The organism is Embleya australiensis, from assembly GCF_051903075.1.
Taxonomy (GTDB): domain Bacteria; phylum Actinomycetota; class Actinomycetes; order Streptomycetales; family Streptomycetaceae; genus Embleya.
Window position 1 is genome coordinate 2,919,469 of record NZ_CP182423.1, and the last position, 21,134, is coordinate 2,940,602.

The following is a 21,134-nucleotide window of genomic DNA, read 5'->3' on the forward strand; positions in this document are numbered from 1 at the left end:
CGCCGACGTGCCCCTGTCCAGGTCCGTGCCCATGTACGAGTTCGTGCCATGACGACTCCCGGAGAGTACGCAGGCCCGAAACGGTATTCGGACCGTGGTCCGCTTAACTTAGCGGACTGTGGTCCGTTTGTCTTGTCCGTGCTGGGTCATTCCGGGGGTCGGCCCGGTCGAGGGCGGCCGAAGAGCAGGTCGTAGCCCGGCGGGAGTTGCAGGAGCAGGCGGTTCATCAGGTCTTCGCCGGCGGCGTCGGCCACCACGCTCAGCACCGCCCCGACGTCCCACAGCGCGGTCTCGTCGGTCGCGCCGTCGATCCAAGCGCCGGTCGCGCGGACGAAGCGCTCCGCACTGAGCGGTTCGTGCGCGGGAAGCGGGTTGAGCAGTACCAGCGCGCAGGTCTCCGGCAACCGCGGGGCCAGTTCGGCACGTTCGGCGCCGACCAAGTGGGCGCCCAGGAGCGCGAGTACGACCCGGATGGCACGTTCGGCCTCTTCGGGCGAGGCGTATTCGCCCCGCTCCCGGACTGCCGCGAGGAATGATTCCCATCGCATCGGCATGTGCATCGGACCTTCTTTTCCTATCGGTCTGCGGTGCGGGGCCGCCGGCGGACACGGGGCACGGCACGGGTGCCTCGGGCCGTCGTCCGGCCCGGGTCGGCGCACGCGGCTTCGGGGCGGGAGCGGTACGCCCGGGGGTCGGGAAAACCCCGGGGCCGGCCGCCTCCGGGGCTCCCGCTCACGGGGCGGGCGCGTGCGGATGCGCGTCGGTATACGCGCGCCTCCTCGAGTCTCCGACGCGCATGGGGTGACTCCATCTATTTAACTCTCCACCTCGCGCCGGCACGAACATTCGCTGCCGAATCGGGATGAATTGCGCCGTCGGGCGCCGGGCCGGTGTCGTCTTTCCGGCCCGCGGATTCACGCCGAGTGGCCTTCGGTGGCGGGACGTGACCGACCGCCCCGCCCTCGCTCGTGGGTTCGGGCGGTCCTCGGGTGCGCCGGGTCTTCCCGTGAAGCTCGTTCGGGTGTGCGCGGGTGTTCATGTGCCGGACATCGGTCGCCGGCCTACTGAGCCGAACCGTTTGGCCAACTCGACTTCTGCCTGGAGTACTTCCGTGTCCACCACCCGTGGCCGCGACATACCGGTCCTCGCCGGTCGCGCCGCCGCGCTCGGGCGCGGGTCGGGCATGGCGTGCGATTGCCGAGTGGTGGTCCTACGCGGCGCCGCCTGCCGGAACGTTCTCGGCTGAGTCTCCCCGAGTCGGTGTACCGCACCACCCGGATGCCCCTCGTACCACTGCCACCTCCCCGTACCGGAAAGGAATCGACGACATGTCTGGGAGCTCGCTCACCCTTGTGCGCCCCACCGCGCCGAAGGAGGGTGATCAACTGACCTTCCGCTTCGCCACCGACGCGCCGCACCCGAAGAACTGGGTCGGGGTGTACGACGGCGCCCGCGTGCCGGGCAACGGGGGTTCGCTGGTCTGGAAGTACGTCACAGCCGCCGAGGGCGAGGTGACCCTGGAGACCCAGGGGCTCACCGACGGGCCGTACACCGCCTACCTGTTGGCCAAGGACGGCTACGGGATTCTCGCGCAGAGCGCGCCGTTCGGCTTCGCGGCCCGACCGGTGCCGCCGCGGCCCCGGTTCGCCGTCGACACCCTCACCACCTCGGCGGTCGTGGCGGGGGAGGCGGCCGTGGTGCGGTTGGCCGGCCTGTGGACCGCGGCCGACGGGCAACAGAACGGCCGGGGCGTCACGTTCCGGGCCCGCGGCGGCGACGACTGGCTGAGCGTCGGCGTCGACGGCACCGTCACCGCGAAGGCCCCGCGCGCCGGCACGCACCACCCGGGCGTACTGACCGTCGAGGGCCGCGACGGCGCGACCGGCGCCACGTCGCAGCTCGCCGTGCAGGTGCCGGTGCGGCGCAACCCGCGCGGCATCGTGTTGAAGGTGGCCACCCTCGACGCCTGGGACGGGGGCCGGCACGTGGACGGCGCGCTCACCAAGCTGCTGCGACTCGTGCTCACCCAGGGCCTGGACGTGCTCGCGCTCCAGGACACCGGCGGCACGCTGGGTACTTCGCTGGCCGAGGCGCTCGGGTGGGCGGTGTACGAGGACCCGGGAGGGCTCGCGCTGATCAGCCGGTATCCGCTCGCCGACACGCGGCCCGAGGATCGTGATCTGCCCGCGATCGCCGCCACGGTGCGGGCGCCGGGCGTGCGTCCCGTGCGGGTGTGGAACGCGCGTCTGGACGAGGGCGACTACGGGCCGCTCGGGATCCGGCGGGGGCGCACCCCCGCGCAGGCGGAGGCGGCCGAGTGGGCGAGCCTGCGCTACCGGCAGGCGCAGAACCTGGTCACCGCGATGGCCCCGGACCTGGGCGCGTCCCGGGACACCCCGGTGCTGCTGGCCGCCGCGCTGTCCTCGCCCTCGCACCTGGACTGGACCGTACGCACCGCCGGCAGCCACGGCACGACGGGCCCGGTGCGCTGGCCGGTCACCCAACTGCTCGACCAGGCCCGCCTCGTCGACGTCTTCCGGGCCGCGCACCGCGACCCGGCCCGCGAGCCCGGCAACACCTGGTCGCCGGTGGACCCGGCCCAGCCCCAGGACCGGATCGACGCGCTGTACACGGCCGGGCCGCTGTCCGCCGACGAGGCGCACATCCTGGTCACCGGCTGGCCCAAGCCGATCCCGGACACGGCCGCGAACGGCTGGCCCAGCGACCATGCCGCCGCCGTGGCCACCTTCGGCGTCCGCGCCTGACTGCCCGTCAATACCCCTTTCCCGAAAGGTCGCTTCGCCATGACCGAGTTCAGCCGCCGCTCCTTCGTGGGGGCCTCCGCGGCCGTCGGCGCGGCCGGCGCGGTGGGTCTCACCGCGACGCCCGCGCAGGCGGATCCGGATCCGGCCGTGGACGCCGCCCGCCGGCCCGCGCCGGGCAGCATCAAGGACGTGCGCCACGTGGTGATCCTGATGCAGGAGAACCGCAGCTTCGACCACTACTTCGGCGCCCTCGCGGGGGTGCGGGGCTTCGCCGACCGGCAGGGGCTGGTCCTGCCGGGCGGCGGCGACGTGTTCCGCCAACCGCACCCGGGCCGCACCGACGGCGGCTATCTGCTGCCGTACCGGATGGACTCCACCAAGTACAACGCGCAGAACGCCGGCGGCCTCCCGCACGACTGGAGCACCGGGCACACCGCGGTCAACAACGGCGCGCAGAACCGCTGGGTGGCGGCCAAGGGCGAGCGGTCGATGGGCTACTTCACCCGGGAGGACATCCCGTACCAGTACGCCCTCGCCGACGCGTTCACCGTCTGCGACGCGTACTTCACCTCGCTCAACGGGCCCACCGACCCCAACCGGCTCTACCTGTGGTCGGGCACGGCGGGACCCGGTCGGGACGGCACCACGGGGCCGTGGATCGACAACACCCCCGTGACGGACAACCCGGTCGCCGACTGGACCACCTACGCCGAGCGGTTGTCCGCCGCCGGGGTGAGCTGGCGGGTGTACCACAACCCGAGCAAGGACGAGCGCTACGGCGACTACGACGACAACGGGCTGTCGTACTTCAAGCAGTTCCACACGTTCGCCAAGGACGACCCGCGGTATGTGAACGCGATGACCAAGTGGGACCTGAGTGCGTTCGACGCGCACTGCAAGGACGGCACCCTGCCGACGGTTTCCTGGTTGGTCGCGCCGTACCTGTTCAGCGAACACCCCGACGCCGGGCCGAACTACGGGGCGCACTGGGTGAATACGGCGCTGCGGTCGATGTTCGCCAACCCCGAGGTGTGGAAGCACACCGTGTTCCTGCTGATGTACGACGAGAACGACGGGTACTTCGACCACGTGGTGCCGCCGATGCCGGAGCCGGGTACGCCCGAGGAGTTCGTCGGCGGGCGGCCGATCGGTCTCGGGTCGCGGGTGCCGCTGTGGGTGGTCTCGCCGTGGAGCCGGGGCGGGCGGGTGAACTCGCAGGTGGCCGACCACACGTCGGTGCTGCGCTTCCTGGAGACGGTGACGGGGGTCGCGGAGCCCAACATATCCGCGTGGCGGCGCACCGTCTGCGGCGACCTGACCTCGTGCTTCGACTTCGGCCGGCCCGACTTCACCATCCCGGCGCTGCCGGACACGAACGAGCTGATCGCCAAGGCGGACGCGGCCAAGGCGCTGCCCGGTGTGCGGTTGCCCGAGCCCGGCGCCCAGCAGGTGCCGGTCCAGGAACCCGGCTACCGGCCGCATCGGCCGCTGCCGTACCGGCCGTGGGCGGACACGACCGTGGACCGGGGCACCGGTCGGGTGGTGTGCACGCTGGTCAACGACGGCACCGTGGGCTACCACTTCACCGTGTTCCCGAACATCGCGCTGCCGTTCGCCGGAACGCCGTTCACGGTGGCGGCCGGCAAGAGCGCGACGTACGTGTGGGAGGCGGCGGGCACGGACGGCGCCTACGACTTCAGCGTGCACGGGGCGGACGGCTTCGTACGACGCTTCGCCGGCACCGTGGTGCGCGAGCCGCAGCGCGACATCCCGGTGCCGTCGGTCCGGGCCACGCTGCGCGGGCGCCGGCCGGACTCGGCGCGGCTCGACCTGCGACTGGGCAACGACGGTGACACGGAAGTCCGCTTCACCATCACCCCGAACGACTTCGGCGGCACCGCGCGCGACCACTGGATCGGCCCGCGCGCCCACGACTCGGTCTCCTGGCCCACCGACGAACACGGCCGCTACGACATCACGATCACCGCCCCCGACGGCTTCACCCGCCGCTACGCCGGCACGGTCCACCCCTCCGACCACGACTGACCGACCCGCCTTCCCCCGGCCCCGGATGCGCCGGGCCCGGGGGAAGGCGGCTCCGGGTCGGCTCCCGGTCGCCGAGTCGGCCCCGCATCATTTTTGAACATGTTCAACTTTTCCGGCTAGCGTCGGCTCCCTCGGATCGAGGGGGCTCCATGAAGGTGGTCATTCCCGGCGGGACCGGGCAGGTGGGTGGGATCCTGCGGCGGGCCTTGGCGGCTTCGGGACACGAGGTGACGGTGTTGTCCCGGCGAGCCGCGGGGGCAGGTGAGGTCCGGTGGGACGGGGAGACGCCGGGGAGTTGGGTCGAGGCCCTCGACGGTAACGATGTGGTGATCAACCTGGCCGGACGCAGCGTCGGTTGCCGCTACAGCGACGCCAATCTGCGGGAGATGATGGACTCGCGGGTACGGTCCGCGCGGGTCGTCGGCAGGGCTGGAATGTCGCGTTGGCCTATCACCGCAGTGCGCGACAGGCCGCCGAAATCGCCTCCGGGATCGAACAGGCCGGCGGATCGGTGATCACGATCCGAGCCGATGTCACCCGTCGACACGAGGTGAGCGCCCTGTTCGACCGCGCCTGCGAGAGGTTCGGCGACGTCGACGCCCTGGTCGCATGCGCCGGTACGAGTGTCGTCCGGTCCATCGCCGACAGCGATGACGACGTCGTCGCCGAGCAGATCAACGTCAACCTCCTCGGCACGCTGCACACGTTGCGGGAAGCGGCCACCCGCCTTCGACCCGGGGGCGGCATCGTCACCGTCTCCTCCTCCGCCGTTCCGATCGGCATCCCGGGATTGGGTGCGACCCTCGCGGCCAAGGCCGGTGTCGAAGCGCTGACCCGGGTGTTGGCCAAGGAACTGGGATCGCGCGGCATTCGGGTCAACGCCGTGGCCCCGGGGCTGCTGGACACCCCGACCTTCCGCGCGGGCAAGACCGAGCAGGACCTCCGGGGATTCGCGGCCCGGGTCCCCCTTCGGCGCCTCGGCGACTTCCGGGAGGCCGCGGCGGCCATCGCCTACCTGCTCGGCCCCGACGCGTCCTGGGTCAACGCGCAGATCCTGCGCGTCAACGGCGGATACCTGTAGACCCCGTCGGTTCGCCGGGTGCGTGCTCGATTCGGGCATCGAGGGCAAACGGCCCGGCGCGGGGACGGGCGGTGTGGGGTGGAAGCGGGAAGCCGGTTGGCTTCTTTGGCCGTGAGTGCAACTGAACGGGGCAGTCTCAGCGTTGATGAACATGACGCACCGTTTCGGGTCGTCGCACATTCACAGTCAGGAGAGGCCATGACCGGTCCCTTGATCCTCGGCCGCAGGGCCCGGGTTCCCATGGGTGGGGCGCCCGTGCTGCCCCGTCACCACTACGACCCGGATCTGTGCGTCAACGTCACCGCGGGTGGGAAGTTGCTGATCCACGCGGTGAACTCCGGTACCTACACCGGCACCCAGGAACCCCGGGGTTACAAGAAGGATGACTGATCACGGCGCGGGCGTCGTGATCGTGGCCACCGAGGAGGATCTGACCGCCGACATGGTGGCGGCTCACCTCCTCGGCGGCCCGACGGCCGTCCTGCGTCTGGATCCGGGGCGAATGCGCGAACGGCCGCTGGTCACCGGGCACTTCAGCGGTGGGCGCTGGCGCACCGTGTTGAGTTCCGGTACCGCGACGGTGACCCTGGACGAGCACTGCGCCGTCTACTGGCGCAAGCCCACCCGCCCCGACACGCTGGCCCCCGCCGAGGAGCGCTGGCGGGCGGACGAGAACACCACCGCGCTGCTCGGCCTGTTGCGCGCGCAGCCGCTGAAGGTGTGGATCGACGATCCCACCGTGGTCGAGGCATCACGCCACAAACCCACCCAGCTGCGGGCCGCCGCGCGGCGCGGCTTCACCGTGCCCGACACGCTGTTCACCAGCGATCCCGGGGCCGCACGCGCGTTCATCGCCGCGCATCGGGACAAGGTCGTGGTCAAGGCGCTGACCCAGCGGCACACCACGTTCATCCCGACCACGCGCATCCGGCTCTCCGACGACCTGACCGGGATCGCCGGCACCCTGCACTACCTCCAGGCCCTGGTCGAGGACCGGCTGTTCGACGCGCGGGTGACGGTCGTCGACGACCGGGTCTTCGCCGCGGCGATCACCACCGACGGCGAACTGGACTGGCGCGCCGTGCCCGCCGACGCGTGCGAGCACCGGGTGATCACCCCGCCGCCGGACCTGGCACGGGCCTGTGTCGAGCACGTCCGCGATCTCGGACTTACCTACGCCGCCCTGGACTTCGTGGTCACCGCCGCCGGTTGGACCTACCTGGAGACCAACTGCGTCGGCGAGTTCGGCTGGATCGAGAGCGCGACCGGGCTGCCGATATCCGCCCGGATCGCCCACACCCTGCGGCACGGCCGCAGCCGACCGAGCGACCCCCTCCGCGCCGTCTGCGGCTGAGCGCGCGCCCCTCGCGTGACCCGAAGACCCGTCGTCATCCCCCCAGGCCGTCCACGGTGTCCCGGGGGCCTGCGAAGATCGGGGAATGGATCCGCTGCTCGCCGCCGCGCTGGACGCCCTCGGCATCGCCGACCGCCCGCGTCCGCTGACCGCGCACCACACCAACGCCTGGCGGGCGGGACAGTGGCGGATCAAGACCGCGGAGAGCCCGGCGGAGGCCGTCCCGCTGCGCCACGAGGCGCGGGCGCTGACGCTGTTGCGCAAGCAGGGGCTGTATCCGGTCTCGGGCACCTGCGGGCGCGTGGGCGCCGGGTTGTGGACCGCGGTGGAGTGGCGACCCGGGGTGACCCTGTGGCGGTGGTGCGCCTCCGCCCGACGCGGCGGTCCCGGCCGGGCGCATCACCTGCCGGTCCTGGCACACCGGGCGTTCGCGGGGCTGGCCCGGCTGCACGCGGCGGGCTGGCACCACGGCGACATCCAGCCGATGAACATCCTGGTCACCCCGGGAGGCGAGATCGAGTTCATCGACCACGACCTCGCCCAGCACCCCGACCTGCTCCCGCTGCCGGTGCCCTATCGGGGCGGTATGGACCTGACCACCGCGCCCGAGATAGCCAGGCGCCTCCTGGACACCGGGCCCGGCGAGCACATCGAGCTCAGCGACGCCGCCGAGGTGTACAGCCTCGGCGCCTCCTTCCGGGCCGCGTGGACCGGTCGCCCGCCCGCCACCGACCGGCAGGTCGGCGACGGGGTCGGCGCCGCCGACATCCTGGAGGACATCGCCACCGGCCGGCGCCGCACACCGCTGGTCGACGCCCGGCCGTGGGCGGACCCCGATCTGGAGTCGCTGATCGAGGCGACCATGTCCCCCGACCCGGCCCGGCGCGCCAAGGGCCTGTGAGCCTGGCCTCAGGCGACCGGCGAGGGGAAATCGGTGACCGTGGCGGTGTGCGGCGCAGCCTCGGGGCGTCGGGCGGACACGAGGTGCGGCCGGCGGGCGGCGGCGACCAGGGCGTCGGCGACGCGCGTGTCCAAGCCCGCCTCGGGGTGCCACTGCACGCCGAGTACGAAGCCGTCGCCCGGCAGCTCCACGGCCTCCACGATGCCGTCCCGGGCCCGGGCACCCACCACGAGGCCGTCGCCGAGCCGGTCCACCGCCTGGTGGTGGTAGGTCGGCACCTCGTACGGCTCCGCGCCCAGCGATCCGAACAGCGTGCCGGGGAGCGGTTCCACCACGTGCGCGGCCAGTGTTCCCGGCGGGCCGGAGTGGTCGCCGTGGCCGACCACGTCCGGCAGGTGCTGGATCAGCGTGCCGCCGAGCACCACGTTGAGCAGTTGCATGCCCCGGCAGATGGCCAGGAGCGGGGTGTTCGACCCGAGGGCCGCCTCGATCAGCGCGATCTCCCAGACGTCGCGCGCTTCGTTGGCCGGCCCGGTCCGCGGATGCGGCTGCGCGCCGTAGCGCTCCGGCCGCACGTCCGGCCCGCCCGCGATCACCACCGCGTCCACCCGCGCCACCGTCTCGGCCGCCGCCTCGGGCTCGTCCGGCGGCAGCAGGACCGCCAGGCCGCCGGCGCGCCGGAAGTACGTCGGGTAGTCGAGCGGGACCAGGACGGCGGGCTGGTGCCACGCGCCCCAGCGGACGGATTCCTCGTGGTAGGTGCTGATACCGATCAGGGGCTTGGGCATGGCGGGCGGCTCGGTTCCTCACGGTGCGCGGCGGACGGGTGCCGGGGTTCGGTGGGGTCGGGGTCGGGGTCGGGCGGGGGCGCGGGGGTCGACGGGTCGGGTACGGGCGGGCGTCCGGGTCAGTCCCGGTCGAGTTCGGCCTCGGCGGCGGCCAGCGCCGCGAACTCCTCCTCCGGCGCGTTCGCCACCAGACGATGCCGGCTGTACAGCGCGAAGTACGCGAGCGCGACCGCGTACACACCCAGCGCGATGAACGCGGCCTCCTTGTCCACCAGGAACGTGGCGACCAGCGCGGAGCAGGCGAGTACGAAGGCCACCGACGAGGTGAGGCTGCCGCCGGGCGTGCGGTACGGCCGGGGCAGGTCGGGTTCGCGGCGGCGGAGCACGATGTGCGACAGCGACATCAGCGCGTACGAGATCGTCGCGCCGAACACCGCGATGTTGAGCATCCGGGCGCCGTCCCCGCTCCAGGCGGCCAGCGTGAAGCCTAGCGCGCCGGGGACCACCAGGCCGAGCCACGGCGCCTTGCGGCGGCTGGTCAGGGACAGGAAACGGGGCAGGTAACCGGCTCGGGACAGGGCGAACAGCTGCCGCGACCCGGCGTAGATCAGCGAGAAGAACGAGGCCACCAGGCCGGCCAGACCCGCGTAGTTGACGAACCGGCTCAGCGCGGTCGGATCACCGTCGCCCTGGAGCGCGGTCACCAGCGGGTTGCCCGCGTCCAGGACCGCGTTCGACCCGTGCGCCCCGGTCGCGGCCAGGAAGGTGAGCACGGCCAGCAGCAGCAACACGCCGATCGACAGGCCCATCGCCTTGGGCAGCGTACGGGCCGGATCCTTCGTCTCCTCGGCGGCCAGCGGCACCCCCTCCACACCCAGGAAGAACCACATCCCGAACGGGAACGCCGACCAGATGCCGAGCAGGCCGAACGGTAGCCACGAGTTGGCGCCGAGCGCGTCGTGGTCGACCGGGATGTCGTTCAGCCCGCCGCCGTCGAACTCGGTGAACGCGCCGACCGCGAAGATCAGCAGCGCCGCCACCGCGATGCCGGTCACCACGAAGCTGAACCGCAGCGCCTCGCCGACGCCCCACAGGTGGATGCCGATGAAGATCACGAAGCAGGCGAGGTAGACCGGCCACGACGACTCCAGGCCGAACAGGTTCAGCGACTCCACATAGTCGCCGATGAAGATCACGATCGCGGCCGGGGCCAGGACGTACTCGATCAGGATCGCGGTCCCGGTCAAAAAGCCGCCCCACGTGCCGAGGGCGCGGCGCGCGAAGCCGTAGCCGCCGCCCGCCGCGGGCAGGATCGAGGCCAGCTCGGCCAGCGAGAACACCATGCACGTGTACATCAGGCCCATCAGCGCGGCGGCGATCGCCAGCCCGCCGAAGCCGGCCTCGGCCAGGCCGTAATTCCACCCGGAGAAGTCGCCCGAGACCACGTAGGCCACACCCAGGCCGGTCAGCAGCAACCAGCCGGCGCTGCCGCGGCGCAGGGTGCGCTTCTCCAGGTAGGTGTCCGCCGTGCTGGCCGTGCCGGCCGTGCCGGCCGTGCCGGGCGAGCCGGGCGCGGCGGTCGTGTCGGTGCCGCCGCCCTGCTTCGTGCGCGCTGCCATGTCGTCGACCACGAGCCACTCCTGACGGGAGGGAGGGTGAGGGGGAGGGGTGATTATTGGTTCGAGCGCATACCTTTGCCGGTTGGGTCGGGGCGGCGCAAGACCCCGGGGCGAATCGATATCGACATGCGCAAGGCCCGGTGGACCCGAAAAGAAGCGTCGTGGGAGGCCTCGACGGGGCTTCGCACCGTGCCCGGGAGGCGGAGTCGCGGGGGGTGCGGCGGGGGCGTCGCGCGGTGCCCGGGAGGCGGGTCGCGGGGTGCGGCGGCAGGTCTCGCGGGGTGTTCGGTGCGGCGACGCGGTGGGCGCGGAAGACCGTCACGCGCCCGCGATCACCCTCGACCGTGCCGCCCCGTCGCCCCCGTCAGGCCAGAAAGCCGCGCAGCAGGGCCGCCGTTCCCGCGCAGTGTTCGCGCATCACCTCGGCCGCCGCGTCCGGGTCGCCCTCCAGGATCGCGTCGACCAGCGCGGTGTGCTGATGCTGCGAATGCTCCAGATTGCGCACCAGCAACGGGATACAGTCCAACAGATCGTTCACGGTGGCCCGAACCGCCGCGTACTGGGCGGCCAGCGAGGGCGAACCGCACAACTCCGCGAGGGTCAGATGCAGCAGCGTGTCGCAGCGCCGATACTCCGCCAGCGGCGCGTCCCGGGTCCGGTCGAGCGCCGCCCGCAACCGCGCGGCCTGCGCCTGGTCCAGGCCCTGCGCCGCGCACAACCCCGCCGCGCCCACCTCCAGCACCTCGCGAAAGCGCAGCGTGTCCTCCACGTCCACCCGCGCGATCCGCCGCCGCAGCTCGGCCGCCGAGCCGTCGCCCACCGGCCCCGGACGCTCACGCACGAAGGTTCCGCCGTAGCGTCCCCGGCGGCTCTCCACGATGCCCTGGTCGGTCAGTACCTTCAGCACCTCGCGCAGGGTCACCCGGCTGACCCCCAGCCGATCGGCCAACTCGCGCTCGGCCGGCAGCCGGCCGCCGTCCGCGACCAGGCCGAGCCGGATCACCTGGAGAATCTGCTCCAGCGCCTCCTCGAAGCCGTTGCCCGTGCGAACCGGGCGCAGCAGCGGCGACAACCGGTCCCGGTGGTCCGCCCCCGATACCTCGGCCACGATCCCTCCCCTCCAGCTCTTCCCAATCAATGGTTCACGGCCATACCTTATGGCTTCCGGTTGGACCGACAGGAGGCATTCCCTTGGCAGACCGAACGCCCCCGCTGTCCGTCGACGAGCTGCGCGCACTCGTCGACACCGGGGAAATCGACACGGTAGTCCTGGCCTTCACCGACATGCAGGGCAGGCTCCAGGGCAAGCGCTTCGCCGCCCGGTTCTTCCTCGACGACACGCTCTCCCACGGCACCGAGGGCTGCAACTACCTCCTCGCCGTGGACACCGACATGAACACCGTCTCGGGCTACGCGATGTCGTCCTGGGAGCGCGGCTACGGCGACTTCGTGCTGCGCCCCGACCTCGCCACCCTGCGCCGCACCCCCTGGCACCCCGGCACCGCCCAACTGACCGCAGACCTCGTGTGGCACGACGGCTCCCCGGTGGTGGCCTCGCCGCGCCAGATCCTGCGCCGCCAACTGGACCGGCTCGCCGAACGCGGCTGGACCGCGCACGCCGGCACCGAACTCGAGTTCATTGTCTTCAAGGACACCTACGAAGCCGGCTGGGACCGCGCCTACCGCGGGATGACGCCGGCCAACCAGTACAACGTGGACTACTCGATCCTGGGCACCGGCCGGGTCGAACCGCTGCTGCGCCGCATCCGCAACGAGATGGGCGCGGCCGGGATGACCGTCGAGTCGGCCAAGGGCGAATGCAACCTCGGACAGCACGAGATCGCCTTCCGCTACGACGAGGCACTGGTCACCTGCGACCAGCACACCGTCTACAAGACCGGGGCCAAGGAGATCGCCGCGCAGGAGGGCATGTCGCTCACCTTCATGGCCAAGTACGACGAGCGCGAGGGCAACTCGTGCCACATCCACCTGTCCGTGCGTGACGAGGCCGGCCGGCCCGTGCTCGCGGACGAGGCCGGCGCCTACGGCATGTCGAAGACGATGCGGCACTTCCTGGCCGGACAATTGGCCGCGATGCGCGAGTTCACCCTGCTGTACGCCCCCAACATCAACTCGTACAAACGTTTCCGTCCCGGCTCGTTCGCGCCGACCGCCGTGGCGTGGGGCCCGGACAACCGCACGTGTGCGCTGCGGGTGGTCGGACACGGCCACGCGCACCGCTTCGAGAACCGCCTCCCCGGCGGCGACGTCAACCCCTACCTCGCGGTCGCGGGGATGATCGCCGCCGGGCTGTACGGCATCGAGCACGAACTGGATCCGGGCGAGGCGTGCACGGGCAACGCCTACACGGGCGACGCGCCGCACGTACCGGGCACGTTGCGCGAGGCCGCCGAGTTGTGGGCGCAGTCCACGATCGCCCGGGACGCCTTCGGCGCGGAGGTGGTGGAGCACTACCTCCACATGGCGCGTGTCGAACAGGACGCGTACGACACCGCGGTCACCGACTGGGAGCGCTTCCGCTCCTTCGAGCGTATGTGAGGATCGGAACGTTGTCCGAACACCAGGCACCCGACGGCCGATTCGCGCCGGACGGGCCGCACGAGCACGACATCATCGACCCGACCACCGAGGAGATCGTCGCCACCGTCGCGGCGACGCCCGTCGCCGAGGTGGACGCGGCGGTGATCCGCGCCGCCCGGGCCGCGGAACACTGGGCGGCCCGCGCCCCCGGGGACCGGGCCCGCGTATTGCGCCGGTTCGCCGTCGTGGTGGACGAACACCTGCAGGAACTGGCCCGGTTGGAGGTCCGCGAGGCCGGACACCCGATCGGCAACGCGCGCTGGGAGGCGGGCAACGTCCGCGATCTGCTCGACTACGCCGCGGGCGGGGCCGAGCGGTTGAACGGCCGACAGATCCCCGTGGCCGGCGGCCTCGACGTCACCTTCCACGAACCGCTCGGCGTGGTCGCGGTGATCGCGCCGTGGAACTTCCCGATGCCGATCGCCGGTTGGGCCCTGGCCCCGGCGCTCGCGGCCGGCAACGCCGTCCTGCTCAAGCCCGCCGAAACCACCCCGTTGACCGCGCTGCGCCTGGCCGAACTGGGCCTGGCGGCGGGGCTTCCGGAGGGACTGTTCCAGGTGCTGCCGGGCGCGGGCCCGGTGACCGGACGGGCTCTGGTCGAGCACCCGGGCGTGGCCAAGGTGGTGTTCACCGGCTCCACGGCCGTGGGCAAGGACATCATGGCCCGCTGCGCCGCCGGGCTGAAGCGGATCACCCTCGAACTCGGCGGCAAGAGCCCGAACATCGTCTTCGCCGACGCGGACGTCGAGGCCGCCGCGGCCGCCGCCCCCGGCGGATTCCTGGACAACACCGGGCAGGACTGCTGTGCGCGCACCCGGATCCTGGTGCAGCGTACGGTGTACGACCGATTCCTGGAACTGCTCGAACCGGCGGTACGGGCCTTCCGGGTCGGCGATCCGAACGACCCCGACACGCACATGGGGCCGCTGATCTCCGCGGCCCACCGCGAGCGGGTGCGCTCGTATGTGCGCGAGGACGCGCCGGCGTTGATCCGCGGCGAGGTGCCGGCCGGCAAGGGCTTCTGGTATCCGGCCACGGTGCTCGCCCCGGAGTCCGCGGCCGACCGGACCGCCGTCGAGGAGATCTTCGGCCCGGTGGCCGTCGTGTTGCCCTTCGACGACGAGGCCGACGCGGTAAGGCTCGCCAACGCCACCGCGTACGGCCTGTCCGGATCCCTGTGGACCCGCGACGTCGGGCGCGCGCTTCGCGTTTCGCGGGCAGTCCGGGCCGGAAACCTGTCGGTCAACTCGCACAGCAGTGTCCGCTATTCGACCCCCTTCGGCGGGTTCGGGCAATCGGGCCTGGGCCGCGAACTGGGTCCGGACGCCCTGGTCGCCTTCACCGAGACGAAGAACGTGTTCATCAGCACCGAGGAGAACTAAGTGACCGAGCAGACCCCCGTGTGCCGCCGCCTGGTCGGCCGTACCGCCGTCGTCACGGGAGCGGGCAGCGGAATCGGCCTGGCCACCGCCCGGCGACTGGCTTCCGAGGGCGCCAACGTGGTGTGCGCCGACATCGACGAGGCGTCGGGCAAGGCCGCCGCCGCCGAGGTGGGCGGCCTGTTCGTCCGAGTCGACGTGACGAACGAGGAACAGGTCGAGGCGCTGTTCAAGGCCGCGTTCGACGCCTACGGCTCGGTGGACGTCGCGTTCAACAACGCCGGCATCTCGCCGCCCGACGACGACTCGATCCTGACCACCGGCCTGGACGCCTGGCGCCGGGTCCAGGAGGTCAACCTGACCTCGGTGTTCCTGTGCTGCAAGGCCGCGCTGCCGTACATGCGCCGGCAGGGCCGCGGTTCGATCATCAACACCGCGTCGTTCGTCGCGGTGATGGGCGCGGCGACCTCGCAGATCTCCTACACCGCGTCCAAGGGCGGCGTGCTCGCGATGTCGCGCGAGTTGGGCGTGCAGTTCGCCCGCGAGGGCATCCGGGTCAACGCGCTGTGCCCGGGACCGGTGAACACCCCGCTGCTGAAGGAGCTGTTCGCCAAGGACCCCGAGCGGGCCGCGCGCCGCCTGGTGCACATCCCGGTGGGCCGGTTCGCCGAGCCCGAGGAACTGGCCGCCGCGGTCGCGTTCCTGGCCAGCGACGACGCGTCGTTCGTGAACGCGGCCGAATTCCTGGTCGACGGCGGCATCGCCGGGGCGTACGTCACCCCGATGTAGCCCCTCCCGCACGCGGGTTCGACCCGCCGATGGGCACCCGCGGCCGCGATCACACCATCGTGCCCGCGGGTTCGCCGCCGCCGGTCGTGCGCGCCGTACGCGCACGGTCCGCGGCGGACCGGGTCGTGTGCGATGCGTCGCACGGTCGGTCCGGGGATTGTGGTGCGGCGCGCCGGTTCGGCCGGCCAAACAGGGGCGCGCTGGGCGGCGACCGCGTCGAGTACCGCGATGACACGTTTGGTGACGGTGTGATCGTCCATTGGCCCACTCTGACGGCGCTGCCGCTCGGGTACCGGGGTCACTCGGTGACTCGTCCGGAAGGTGCCCGAACACCCGTGCGTCATAAGCGCGTTCACGGTCGGTTTGGGTCGAACCGAGGTCAGACGCGGTTGCGGCGGTACAGCCGTACGGCCTTGACCATGGCGACGGCGGCGGCGGTGGACAGCACGGCGCGGATGCCGTTCCAGATGTTCCAGGTGGTTTCGAAGTCGGCGCGGGACTTGCCCGGGTCGACGCTGCCGGCGTGGGCGAGTGCCTGGTTGAGGGGGACGTTGATGCCGGAGGTGGTCAGGACGGTGGTGGTGTAGAGGGCGAGGGCGGCGAGGGCCCACTTCATGGCGGTGCCGCCGCCGAGCCTGCGGAGTTTCCAGGCGGCGACGGCGGGGGCGGCCATGGCGGCGGTGAAGACCGCGAAGAACAGCGGGTTCTCGATGCCGGTGTTGATGTCCTGCATGGTGGTCACGAAGTCGGCGTCGTCCTTGGTGCCGAGCCACGGCATGACGACCGCGGAGAAGGCGACGTAGGTGCCGGCCATCAGGGTGTTCGCGACTGCGCCGGCGGTGAGCCAGCGGCCAACGGTGTCGCGGGTGCGGGCCTTGGCGGTCGACCCGGCGACGAGCGTGTCGTTGATGGCGGCCAAGATGAACTCCCTTGTGGTGATGAGGTGTTGGCGTCGAGGCAGTGGCTTTCCTCGGTGGTCCGCCGTGCCGTTCTTTCCGACACCTCAAGATTCGCGCGTGCGCCGCTCCCGAACAACGGCCGATCTCGGAACCGGGGTTAACCCAGGAGTTATCGATGCGACGAGGGACCGGGGCGCGGGCGGCCGGCCGCGCCCGGTCAGGCCGACCATGCTCCCGATCGTGGGGCGTGGTCGAACAGGACCAGGCCCGGCCCGGGGCCGATGGTCAGGAACGGGCGGGGGTCGGTGCCGTCGAGTTCGGTGCTCACCAGCCGTACGCCGGCCACGTCGGGGTCGATGTTCTCGCGTTGGATCACCCGGCCGTCGACGGCGGCCAGCCGGTCGAGCCAGGCCAGTTCCGGGTCGTACCGGTCGACTCCGCCGGTGTCCGGGCGGGCCAGGAACACGGGCGGCGTGTCCGTGTCGAACTCGTCCGGGGTGAGCAGCAGTTCGTCCGGGCCGAGCCAGCCGCCGTTGGCGCCGGGCAGGGCCATCATGCCCTCGTGCCGGCTGACGAGGCGGCCGTCGCGGGCGTCGATCACCACGGTCCGGCCGTCCGCGTCGTGGGTGTCGTAGGTGACGGCCAGTCGGCGACCGTCGGGCGACCAGCCGAGCCAACCGCTGAGGATGCTCATGCCCTCGGTCGACCACAGGCGCCGCCGGGTGCCGGTGCGGATGTCGAGCGTCGAGACCAGTACGTCGTCGTCGAGGTCGCCCAGCGTGGCCAGGGAGAATCCGTCCGGGGAGAGCACGGCCTGTCGGTCGAGGCCGTCGGCGCGGGCGTCGAACGTGCGCTGTTCGCCGGTGGCCAGCGTGTGCACGACCAGCCGGCGGGCCGACCGCCACCGCGAGCCGGCGCGGAAGACCACGTGGGTGCCGTCGGGCGACAACGACAGCGCTTCGGTCTCGGGGCCGCGCGGCCGACCCGGTATTCCGACGAAACCGCCGGTGTCGGCGTCCAGGACGACCGTGCGCCGGCCACGTCCGTGACCCACGACGAGCAACAGCCGGGCGCGGCGGATCACCCGTTCGCGTACCTCGGCCGTCGTCAATTCCCAGGGAGGACGAACCACCACGATGCCCCTGCGCTTCCTGTCCGTTGCCGGCGGCCGGTGCACGCCGCCCGGCCCTTCGCATGATCGCCAGTGTGGCACCGGAGCGGACCCGGCACGGCAAAGAGTCGGTCAGGCTCAACTCCTCGGCGCGCCGGTGCTGGTGCGGACGACCAGTTCGGGGTGCAGCAGGTGGCGGGCGGCCCGGGTGCGTTCACCGCGCAGGCGCTGGAGCAGGGTCTCGGTGGCGAGCCGGCCCATCTCCTCCCTCGGCTGGTTGATCGTCGTCAGCCCGATGTGCCGAAGCCCGGCCAGATGGGTGTTGTCGTAGCCGATCACCGACACGTCCTGGGGCACCCGGACGCCCGCCTCGGACAGTTCGCCGATGATGCCCACCGCGTTGAAGTCGTTGGCCGCGACGATCGCGGTCGGGAGCGCGTCGCCGGCCAGGAGGACGCGGGCGGCCTCGGCGCCGCCGATGTCGGTGTACTCGCTCGGCACCACGCGCAGGTGGCGGGCCAACGCCAGTCGCCGCATCGCCTGTTCGTAGCCCCGGCGGCGGACCGACGACTGCGAGCCGCCACCGCCGTCCACGTGCACGATGTCGCGGTGGCCGAGCGCGGCCAGGTGCTCGACGGCCAGCGCCGATCCGGTGGCGCCGTCGTCGTTGACCGTGTCCACGTGCCCCGCCCGCACGCTGCGGGCGACCAGGACGGTGGGCACCTGGGACGCGGCCTCCTCGATCGCCGCCGTCTCCACCACGGGGCCGAGCAGGAGCAGGCCGGCGGGGCGGAACTGGAGCAGGCGCTCGACGCTGCGGCGCTCGTGCGCGGGCCGGCGGCCACCGGTGCCCAGGATGATCTCCATGCCGTTGTCGTGCGCGGCGGCCTCGACGCCGTCGACCACCTCGGCGAAGTACGGGTTGTGCAGGTCGGAGATCATCACGCCGAGCGTGCTGCTGTGGCCGGTGGCCAGCGTGCGCGCGTTGAGGTTGGGGCGGTAGCCCAACTCGCGGGCGGCGGCGAGCACGGCTTGCCGCCGGACCTCGCTGACCTTGGGCGAGTCGCGCATGACCAACGACACGAGGGAGCGGGAGACCCCGGCGCGGGCGGCGACGTCCTCGAGGGTGGGACCGGACACTGATGCTCACCTTTCTCCCGGATGCGGCGTTGTCGATCCGACGGCGCGCCGTCGGCCGGGTCGGTGGCGTCGACGCGCGAGGACGACTCCACGACGTCGACCTCACGGTGGGAGCGCGACCCGCACAACCGCGCCCCGTCCACCCGGCATCCGAACCTCGGCGCCGTGATCCCCACGATCCCCATGCGGCCGGACCCCGATCACACCGGGTTCCCGACCGACAACCTGAACCGAAGATACACGCTTGGAGCGCTCCAAAGAATGGAGCGCTCCACTCCGATCGGCCCCGGGCCGCGGCGACCGACCCTTCGAATGGCTGTAATGCCCACCGATCCGGGTGTGTCGACCACGTTCGGCCAACGTGGCGGGTGACCCTTGACATGCTCGGACGGCGAGTATCAGTCTTGTGGCGTTCTCGGATTGGAGCGCTCCAAACAGTGGAGCGCACCAACATGCGGAGTGCTCCGTCGGGCGGACCCGGGGAGGCTCCCCGATCGGCTCGACTGCCAAGTTCCACCTGCCCACTGGAGAAATGAATCTGATGCGTATCGGAGTCGCAGGCGTGGGGCGGATCGGCGCGATGCACGCGCGCAACCTCACCGACCTGGAGACGGTCGACAAGCTCGTCCTGTTCGATCCCCAACCGGGGCGCGCGGACGCCCTTGCCCGGGAGATCGGCGCCGAGGCGGTCGCCGACCTCGACACCCTGCTCCGCGAGGTGGACGGGGTCGTGGTGGCCACGCCCACCGACACCCACCCGGAGATGGTGCGCCGCACCGTCGCCGCCGGCGTCCCGACGTTGTGCGAGAAGCCGATCGCCTCGGACGTGCCGGCGATGCGCGCGCTGATCGCCGAGGTGGAGGCGAGTGGGGTGCCGGTGCTGGTCGGGTTCCAGCGCCGGTTCGACCCGGCCGTGGTCGAGCTGAAGCGGCGCCTGGACGCGGGTGAGGTGGGTAGGCCCTACCTGGTCCGCGCGGTCGGCCAGGACGCCGCGCCGCCGGACTTCGGCTACCTGCCCGCGTCCGGCGGGATCTTCCGCGACCTGCTGATCCACGACCTGGACGCGGTGCCGTGGCTGATCGGCGAACCCGTGGTCGAGGTGTACGCCGGCGGATCGGTGCTGGTCGACCAGGCGTTCGCGGACGCCGACGACGTGGACAACGCGGTGGTCATGCTGCGCTTCGCCGGCGGGGCGCACGCGGTGCTCACCGGCGGGCGGCACAACCCGGCGGGATACGACCACCGCATCGAGGTACTGGGCTCGGCCCAGTCGCTCGCGGTGGGTCTGGACCCGCGCACCCCGCTGACCTCGCTGGAGGAGGGCGGACCGCAGGCCGGGCCGGACGCCTACCCGGGCTTCCCGGAGCGCTTCGCGCGGGCGTACGGCAACGAGATGCGGGTGTTCGTCGAGGTGGTCGCCGGGCGGATGGCCAACCCGTCGCCGGTGCGCGACTCGCTGGGCAGCCTGATCCTGGCCGAGGCCTGCGAGCGGTCGCGGCGCGAGGGGCGCCCGGTGGTCCCGGACCCGCCGACCGTCGACCCGGCGGTGTCGGCGCTCGGCGAGGCGGCGTCGTGAGCGCCCCCGCGGGAGCCGACCTGCGGCTCGCGGGCGCGCCGATCACGTGGGGGGTGTGCGAGGTGCCCGGTTGGGGCCCGATGCTCCCGGTGGACACCGTGCTCGGCGAGATGGCCGCTCTCGGCCTGACCGCCACCGAACTGGGCCCGCCCGGCTACCTGCCGGACGACCCCGCCGCACTCAAGGACGTGTTGGCCGGCCACGGCCTGACCCTGGTCGGCTCCTTCGCCGCCCTCGTCCTGCACGACCACGACCCGCACCGCCTGGCGCAGACGCTGACCGCCGCCGCGCACACCGCCGAACTGATCGCGGCCGCCGGCGGCGAGGTATTGGTGCTGGCCGCCGCCACCGGTCTGGACGGCTACGACAGCCGACCCGAGTTGTCCGACGCGGAGTGGGGGCAACTGATCGCCACCGCCGAGGAGATCGCCCGGATCGCGGCCGACCGCGGCCTGCGCGCCACGCTGCACCCGCACGTCGGCACCCACGTGGAGAACGCGGCCGAGGTCGAGCGCTTCCTCCGGGACAGCACCCTGCCGCTGTGCCTGGACACCGGACACCTGCTGATCGGCGGCACCGACCCGCTCGACCTGGTCCGCCGCCACCCCGACCGGATCGGGCACGTGCACCTGAAGGACGTCCACGCGGACACCGCCGCGCTGGTGCGGTCCGGCGCGCTGACCTACGCCGAGGCGGTCGGGCGCGGCATATACCGCCCGATCGGCGAGGGCGACGTCCCGGTCGCCGAGATAGTGGCGACGCTGCGCGCGGCGGGCTATCGGAACTGGTACGTCCTCGAACAGGACATGCGCCTCGGCGACGACCCGGCCGACGCGGACCTGCCGCGCCGGGACACCGCGCGCGGGCTGGCCCACCTGCGCGGCAACTGACCGGTGGGCGCCGGGCGCGGTGCGGCGGGCGGATTCGGTCGCCCGGTCGGGGTACGACACACCTACCGGGCCGGGCGCCCGGTACGCCGCGTACCCCCAGCCCCCACGCACCCGAGCCGCACCCGACCCTCACCCTCATCACCTCGCCCGAACCTCCCGAACCACCCGAACCTCCCGAACGTCCTGACGAGGAGT

General features: G+C 72.2%; 18 protein-coding genes and 1 pseudogene. 12 read left to right on the forward strand and 7 right to left on the reverse strand.

What is annotated here, in order from left to right:
• Nucleotides 1-146: 146 nt before the first annotated feature.
• Complete coding sequence (locus ACMXN5_RS42930) at nt 147-554, reverse strand: DUF2267 domain-containing protein (RefSeq protein ID WP_439681405.1); 408 nt, start codon at nt 552-554, stop codon at nt 147-149.
• Nucleotides 555-1,328: 774 nt separating this feature from the next.
• Here ACMXN5_RS42930 and ACMXN5_RS42935 point away from each other — a divergent pair.
• The 7 genes and pseudogenes from ACMXN5_RS42935 (at nt 1,329) to ACMXN5_RS42965 (ending at nt 8,147) form a co-directional block, all read left to right on the forward strand.
• A complete protein-coding gene (locus ACMXN5_RS42935) occupies nt 1,329-2,765 on the forward strand; it encodes an endonuclease/exonuclease/phosphatase family protein (RefSeq protein WP_439680292.1) in 1,437 nt (478 codons plus the stop codon).
• Between the two features lie 39 nt (nt 2,766-2,804).
• Nucleotides 2,805-4,811, forward strand: coding sequence for a phosphocholine-specific phospholipase C (locus ACMXN5_RS42940; RefSeq protein ID WP_439680293.1), 2,007 nt, complete (start codon nt 2,805-2,807; stop codon nt 4,809-4,811).
• 149 nt (nt 4,812-4,960) lie between these two features.
• Nucleotides 4,961-5,290: pseudogene (locus tag ACMXN5_RS42945) on the forward strand (NAD-dependent epimerase/dehydratase family protein); the annotation flags it as partial.
• Nucleotides 5,254-5,892 (forward strand): SDR family oxidoreductase, encoded by a 639-nt coding sequence (locus ACMXN5_RS42950; protein ID WP_439680294.1) that lies wholly within the window; start codon nt 5,254-5,256, stop codon nt 5,890-5,892. The pseudogene ACMXN5_RS42945 and the gene ACMXN5_RS42950, both read left to right, overlap by 37 nt.
• Before the next feature lie 198 nt (nt 5,893-6,090).
• Entirely contained in the window at nt 6,091-6,282 is a 192-nt protein-coding gene (locus ACMXN5_RS42955) for a hypothetical protein (RefSeq protein WP_439680295.1), read from the forward strand.
• On the forward strand, nt 6,275-7,246 hold the full coding sequence (locus ACMXN5_RS42960) for a hypothetical protein (RefSeq protein WP_439680296.1): 972 nt from the start codon (nt 6,275-6,277) through the stop codon (nt 7,244-7,246). Before ACMXN5_RS42955 ends, ACMXN5_RS42960 begins: the two co-directional genes overlap by 8 nt.
• Nucleotides 7,247-7,331: 85 nt before the next feature.
• Entirely contained in the window at nt 7,332-8,147 is an 816-nt protein-coding gene (locus ACMXN5_RS42965) for a hypothetical protein (RefSeq protein WP_439680297.1), read from the forward strand.
• An 8-nt stretch (nt 8,148-8,155) separates the two neighbouring features.
• Here ACMXN5_RS42965 and ACMXN5_RS42970 read toward each other — a convergent pair whose 3' ends face one another.
• The 3 genes from ACMXN5_RS42970 to ACMXN5_RS42980 all read right to left on the reverse strand — a co-directional run bounded on the left by ACMXN5_RS42970 (nt 8,156) and on the right by ACMXN5_RS42980 (nt 11,662).
• Nucleotides 8,156-8,935 carry a gamma-glutamyl-gamma-aminobutyrate hydrolase family protein gene (locus ACMXN5_RS42970; protein WP_439680298.1) on the reverse strand — a complete coding sequence of 260 codons (780 nt, stop codon included), beginning with the start codon at nt 8,933-8,935 and terminating at the stop codon, nt 8,156-8,158.
• A 119-nt stretch (nt 8,936-9,054) separates the two neighbouring features.
• The gene (gene eat / locus ACMXN5_RS42975; RefSeq protein WP_439680299.1) at nt 9,055-10,554 is read right to left on the reverse strand and encodes an ethanolamine permease; all 1,500 of its coding nucleotides are present in this window, start codon (nt 10,552-10,554) and stop codon (nt 9,055-9,057) included.
• A 364-nt stretch (nt 10,555-10,918) separates the two neighbouring features.
• Entirely contained in the window at nt 10,919-11,662 is a 744-nt protein-coding gene (locus ACMXN5_RS42980; protein ID WP_439680300.1) for a FadR/GntR family transcriptional regulator, read from the reverse strand.
• A gap of 83 nt (nt 11,663-11,745) precedes the next feature.
• Between ACMXN5_RS42980 and ACMXN5_RS42985 the strand changes: the two genes are divergently transcribed.
• The 3 genes from ACMXN5_RS42985 (at nt 11,746) to ACMXN5_RS42995 (ending at nt 15,323) form a co-directional block, all read left to right on the forward strand.
• Nucleotides 11,746-13,113 (forward strand): glutamine synthetase family protein, encoded by a 1,368-nt coding sequence (locus tag ACMXN5_RS42985; RefSeq protein ID WP_439680301.1) that lies wholly within the window; start codon nt 11,746-11,748, stop codon nt 13,111-13,113.
• Between the two features lie 71 nt (nt 13,114-13,184).
• Nucleotides 13,185-14,537 (forward strand): aldehyde dehydrogenase family protein, encoded by a 1,353-nt coding sequence (locus ACMXN5_RS42990; protein WP_439681406.1) that lies wholly within the window; start codon nt 13,185-13,187, stop codon nt 14,535-14,537.
• Complete coding sequence (locus ACMXN5_RS42995; RefSeq protein ID WP_078981401.1) at nt 14,538-15,323, forward strand: 3-oxoacyl-ACP reductase; 786 nt, start codon at nt 14,538-14,540, stop codon at nt 15,321-15,323.
• Nucleotides 15,324-15,702: 379 nt separating this feature from the next.
• On the opposite strand, the gene ACMXN5_RS43000 is transcribed toward ACMXN5_RS42995, so the two are convergent.
• The 3 genes from ACMXN5_RS43000 to ACMXN5_RS43010 form a co-directional block, all read right to left on the reverse strand.
• A complete protein-coding gene (locus ACMXN5_RS43000; protein WP_439680302.1) occupies nt 15,703-16,242 on the reverse strand; it encodes an anthrone oxygenase family protein in 540 nt (179 codons plus the stop codon).
• A 197-nt stretch (nt 16,243-16,439) separates the two neighbouring features.
• The gene (locus ACMXN5_RS43005) at nt 16,440-17,354 is read right to left on the reverse strand and encodes a TolB family protein (RefSeq protein WP_439680303.1); all 915 of its coding nucleotides are present in this window, start codon (nt 17,352-17,354) and stop codon (nt 16,440-16,442) included.
• A gap of 117 nt (nt 17,355-17,471) precedes the next feature.
• Nucleotides 17,472-18,473, reverse strand: a complete 1,002-nt coding sequence (locus tag ACMXN5_RS43010) for a LacI family DNA-binding transcriptional regulator (RefSeq protein ID WP_439680304.1) — start codon at nt 18,471-18,473, stop codon at nt 17,472-17,474.
• A gap of 406 nt (nt 18,474-18,879) precedes the next feature.
• Here ACMXN5_RS43010 and ACMXN5_RS43015 point away from each other — a divergent pair, with 406 nt between their 5' ends.
• On the forward strand, nt 18,880-20,049 hold the full coding sequence (locus ACMXN5_RS43015; RefSeq protein ID WP_439680305.1) for a Gfo/Idh/MocA family protein: 1,170 nt from the start codon (nt 18,880-18,882) through the stop codon (nt 20,047-20,049).
• Nucleotides 20,046-20,939, forward strand: coding sequence for a TIM barrel protein (locus ACMXN5_RS43020; protein WP_439680306.1), 894 nt, complete (start codon nt 20,046-20,048; stop codon nt 20,937-20,939). Before ACMXN5_RS43015 ends, ACMXN5_RS43020 begins: the two co-directional genes overlap by 4 nt.
• Nucleotides 20,940-21,134: the final 195 nt, after the last annotated feature.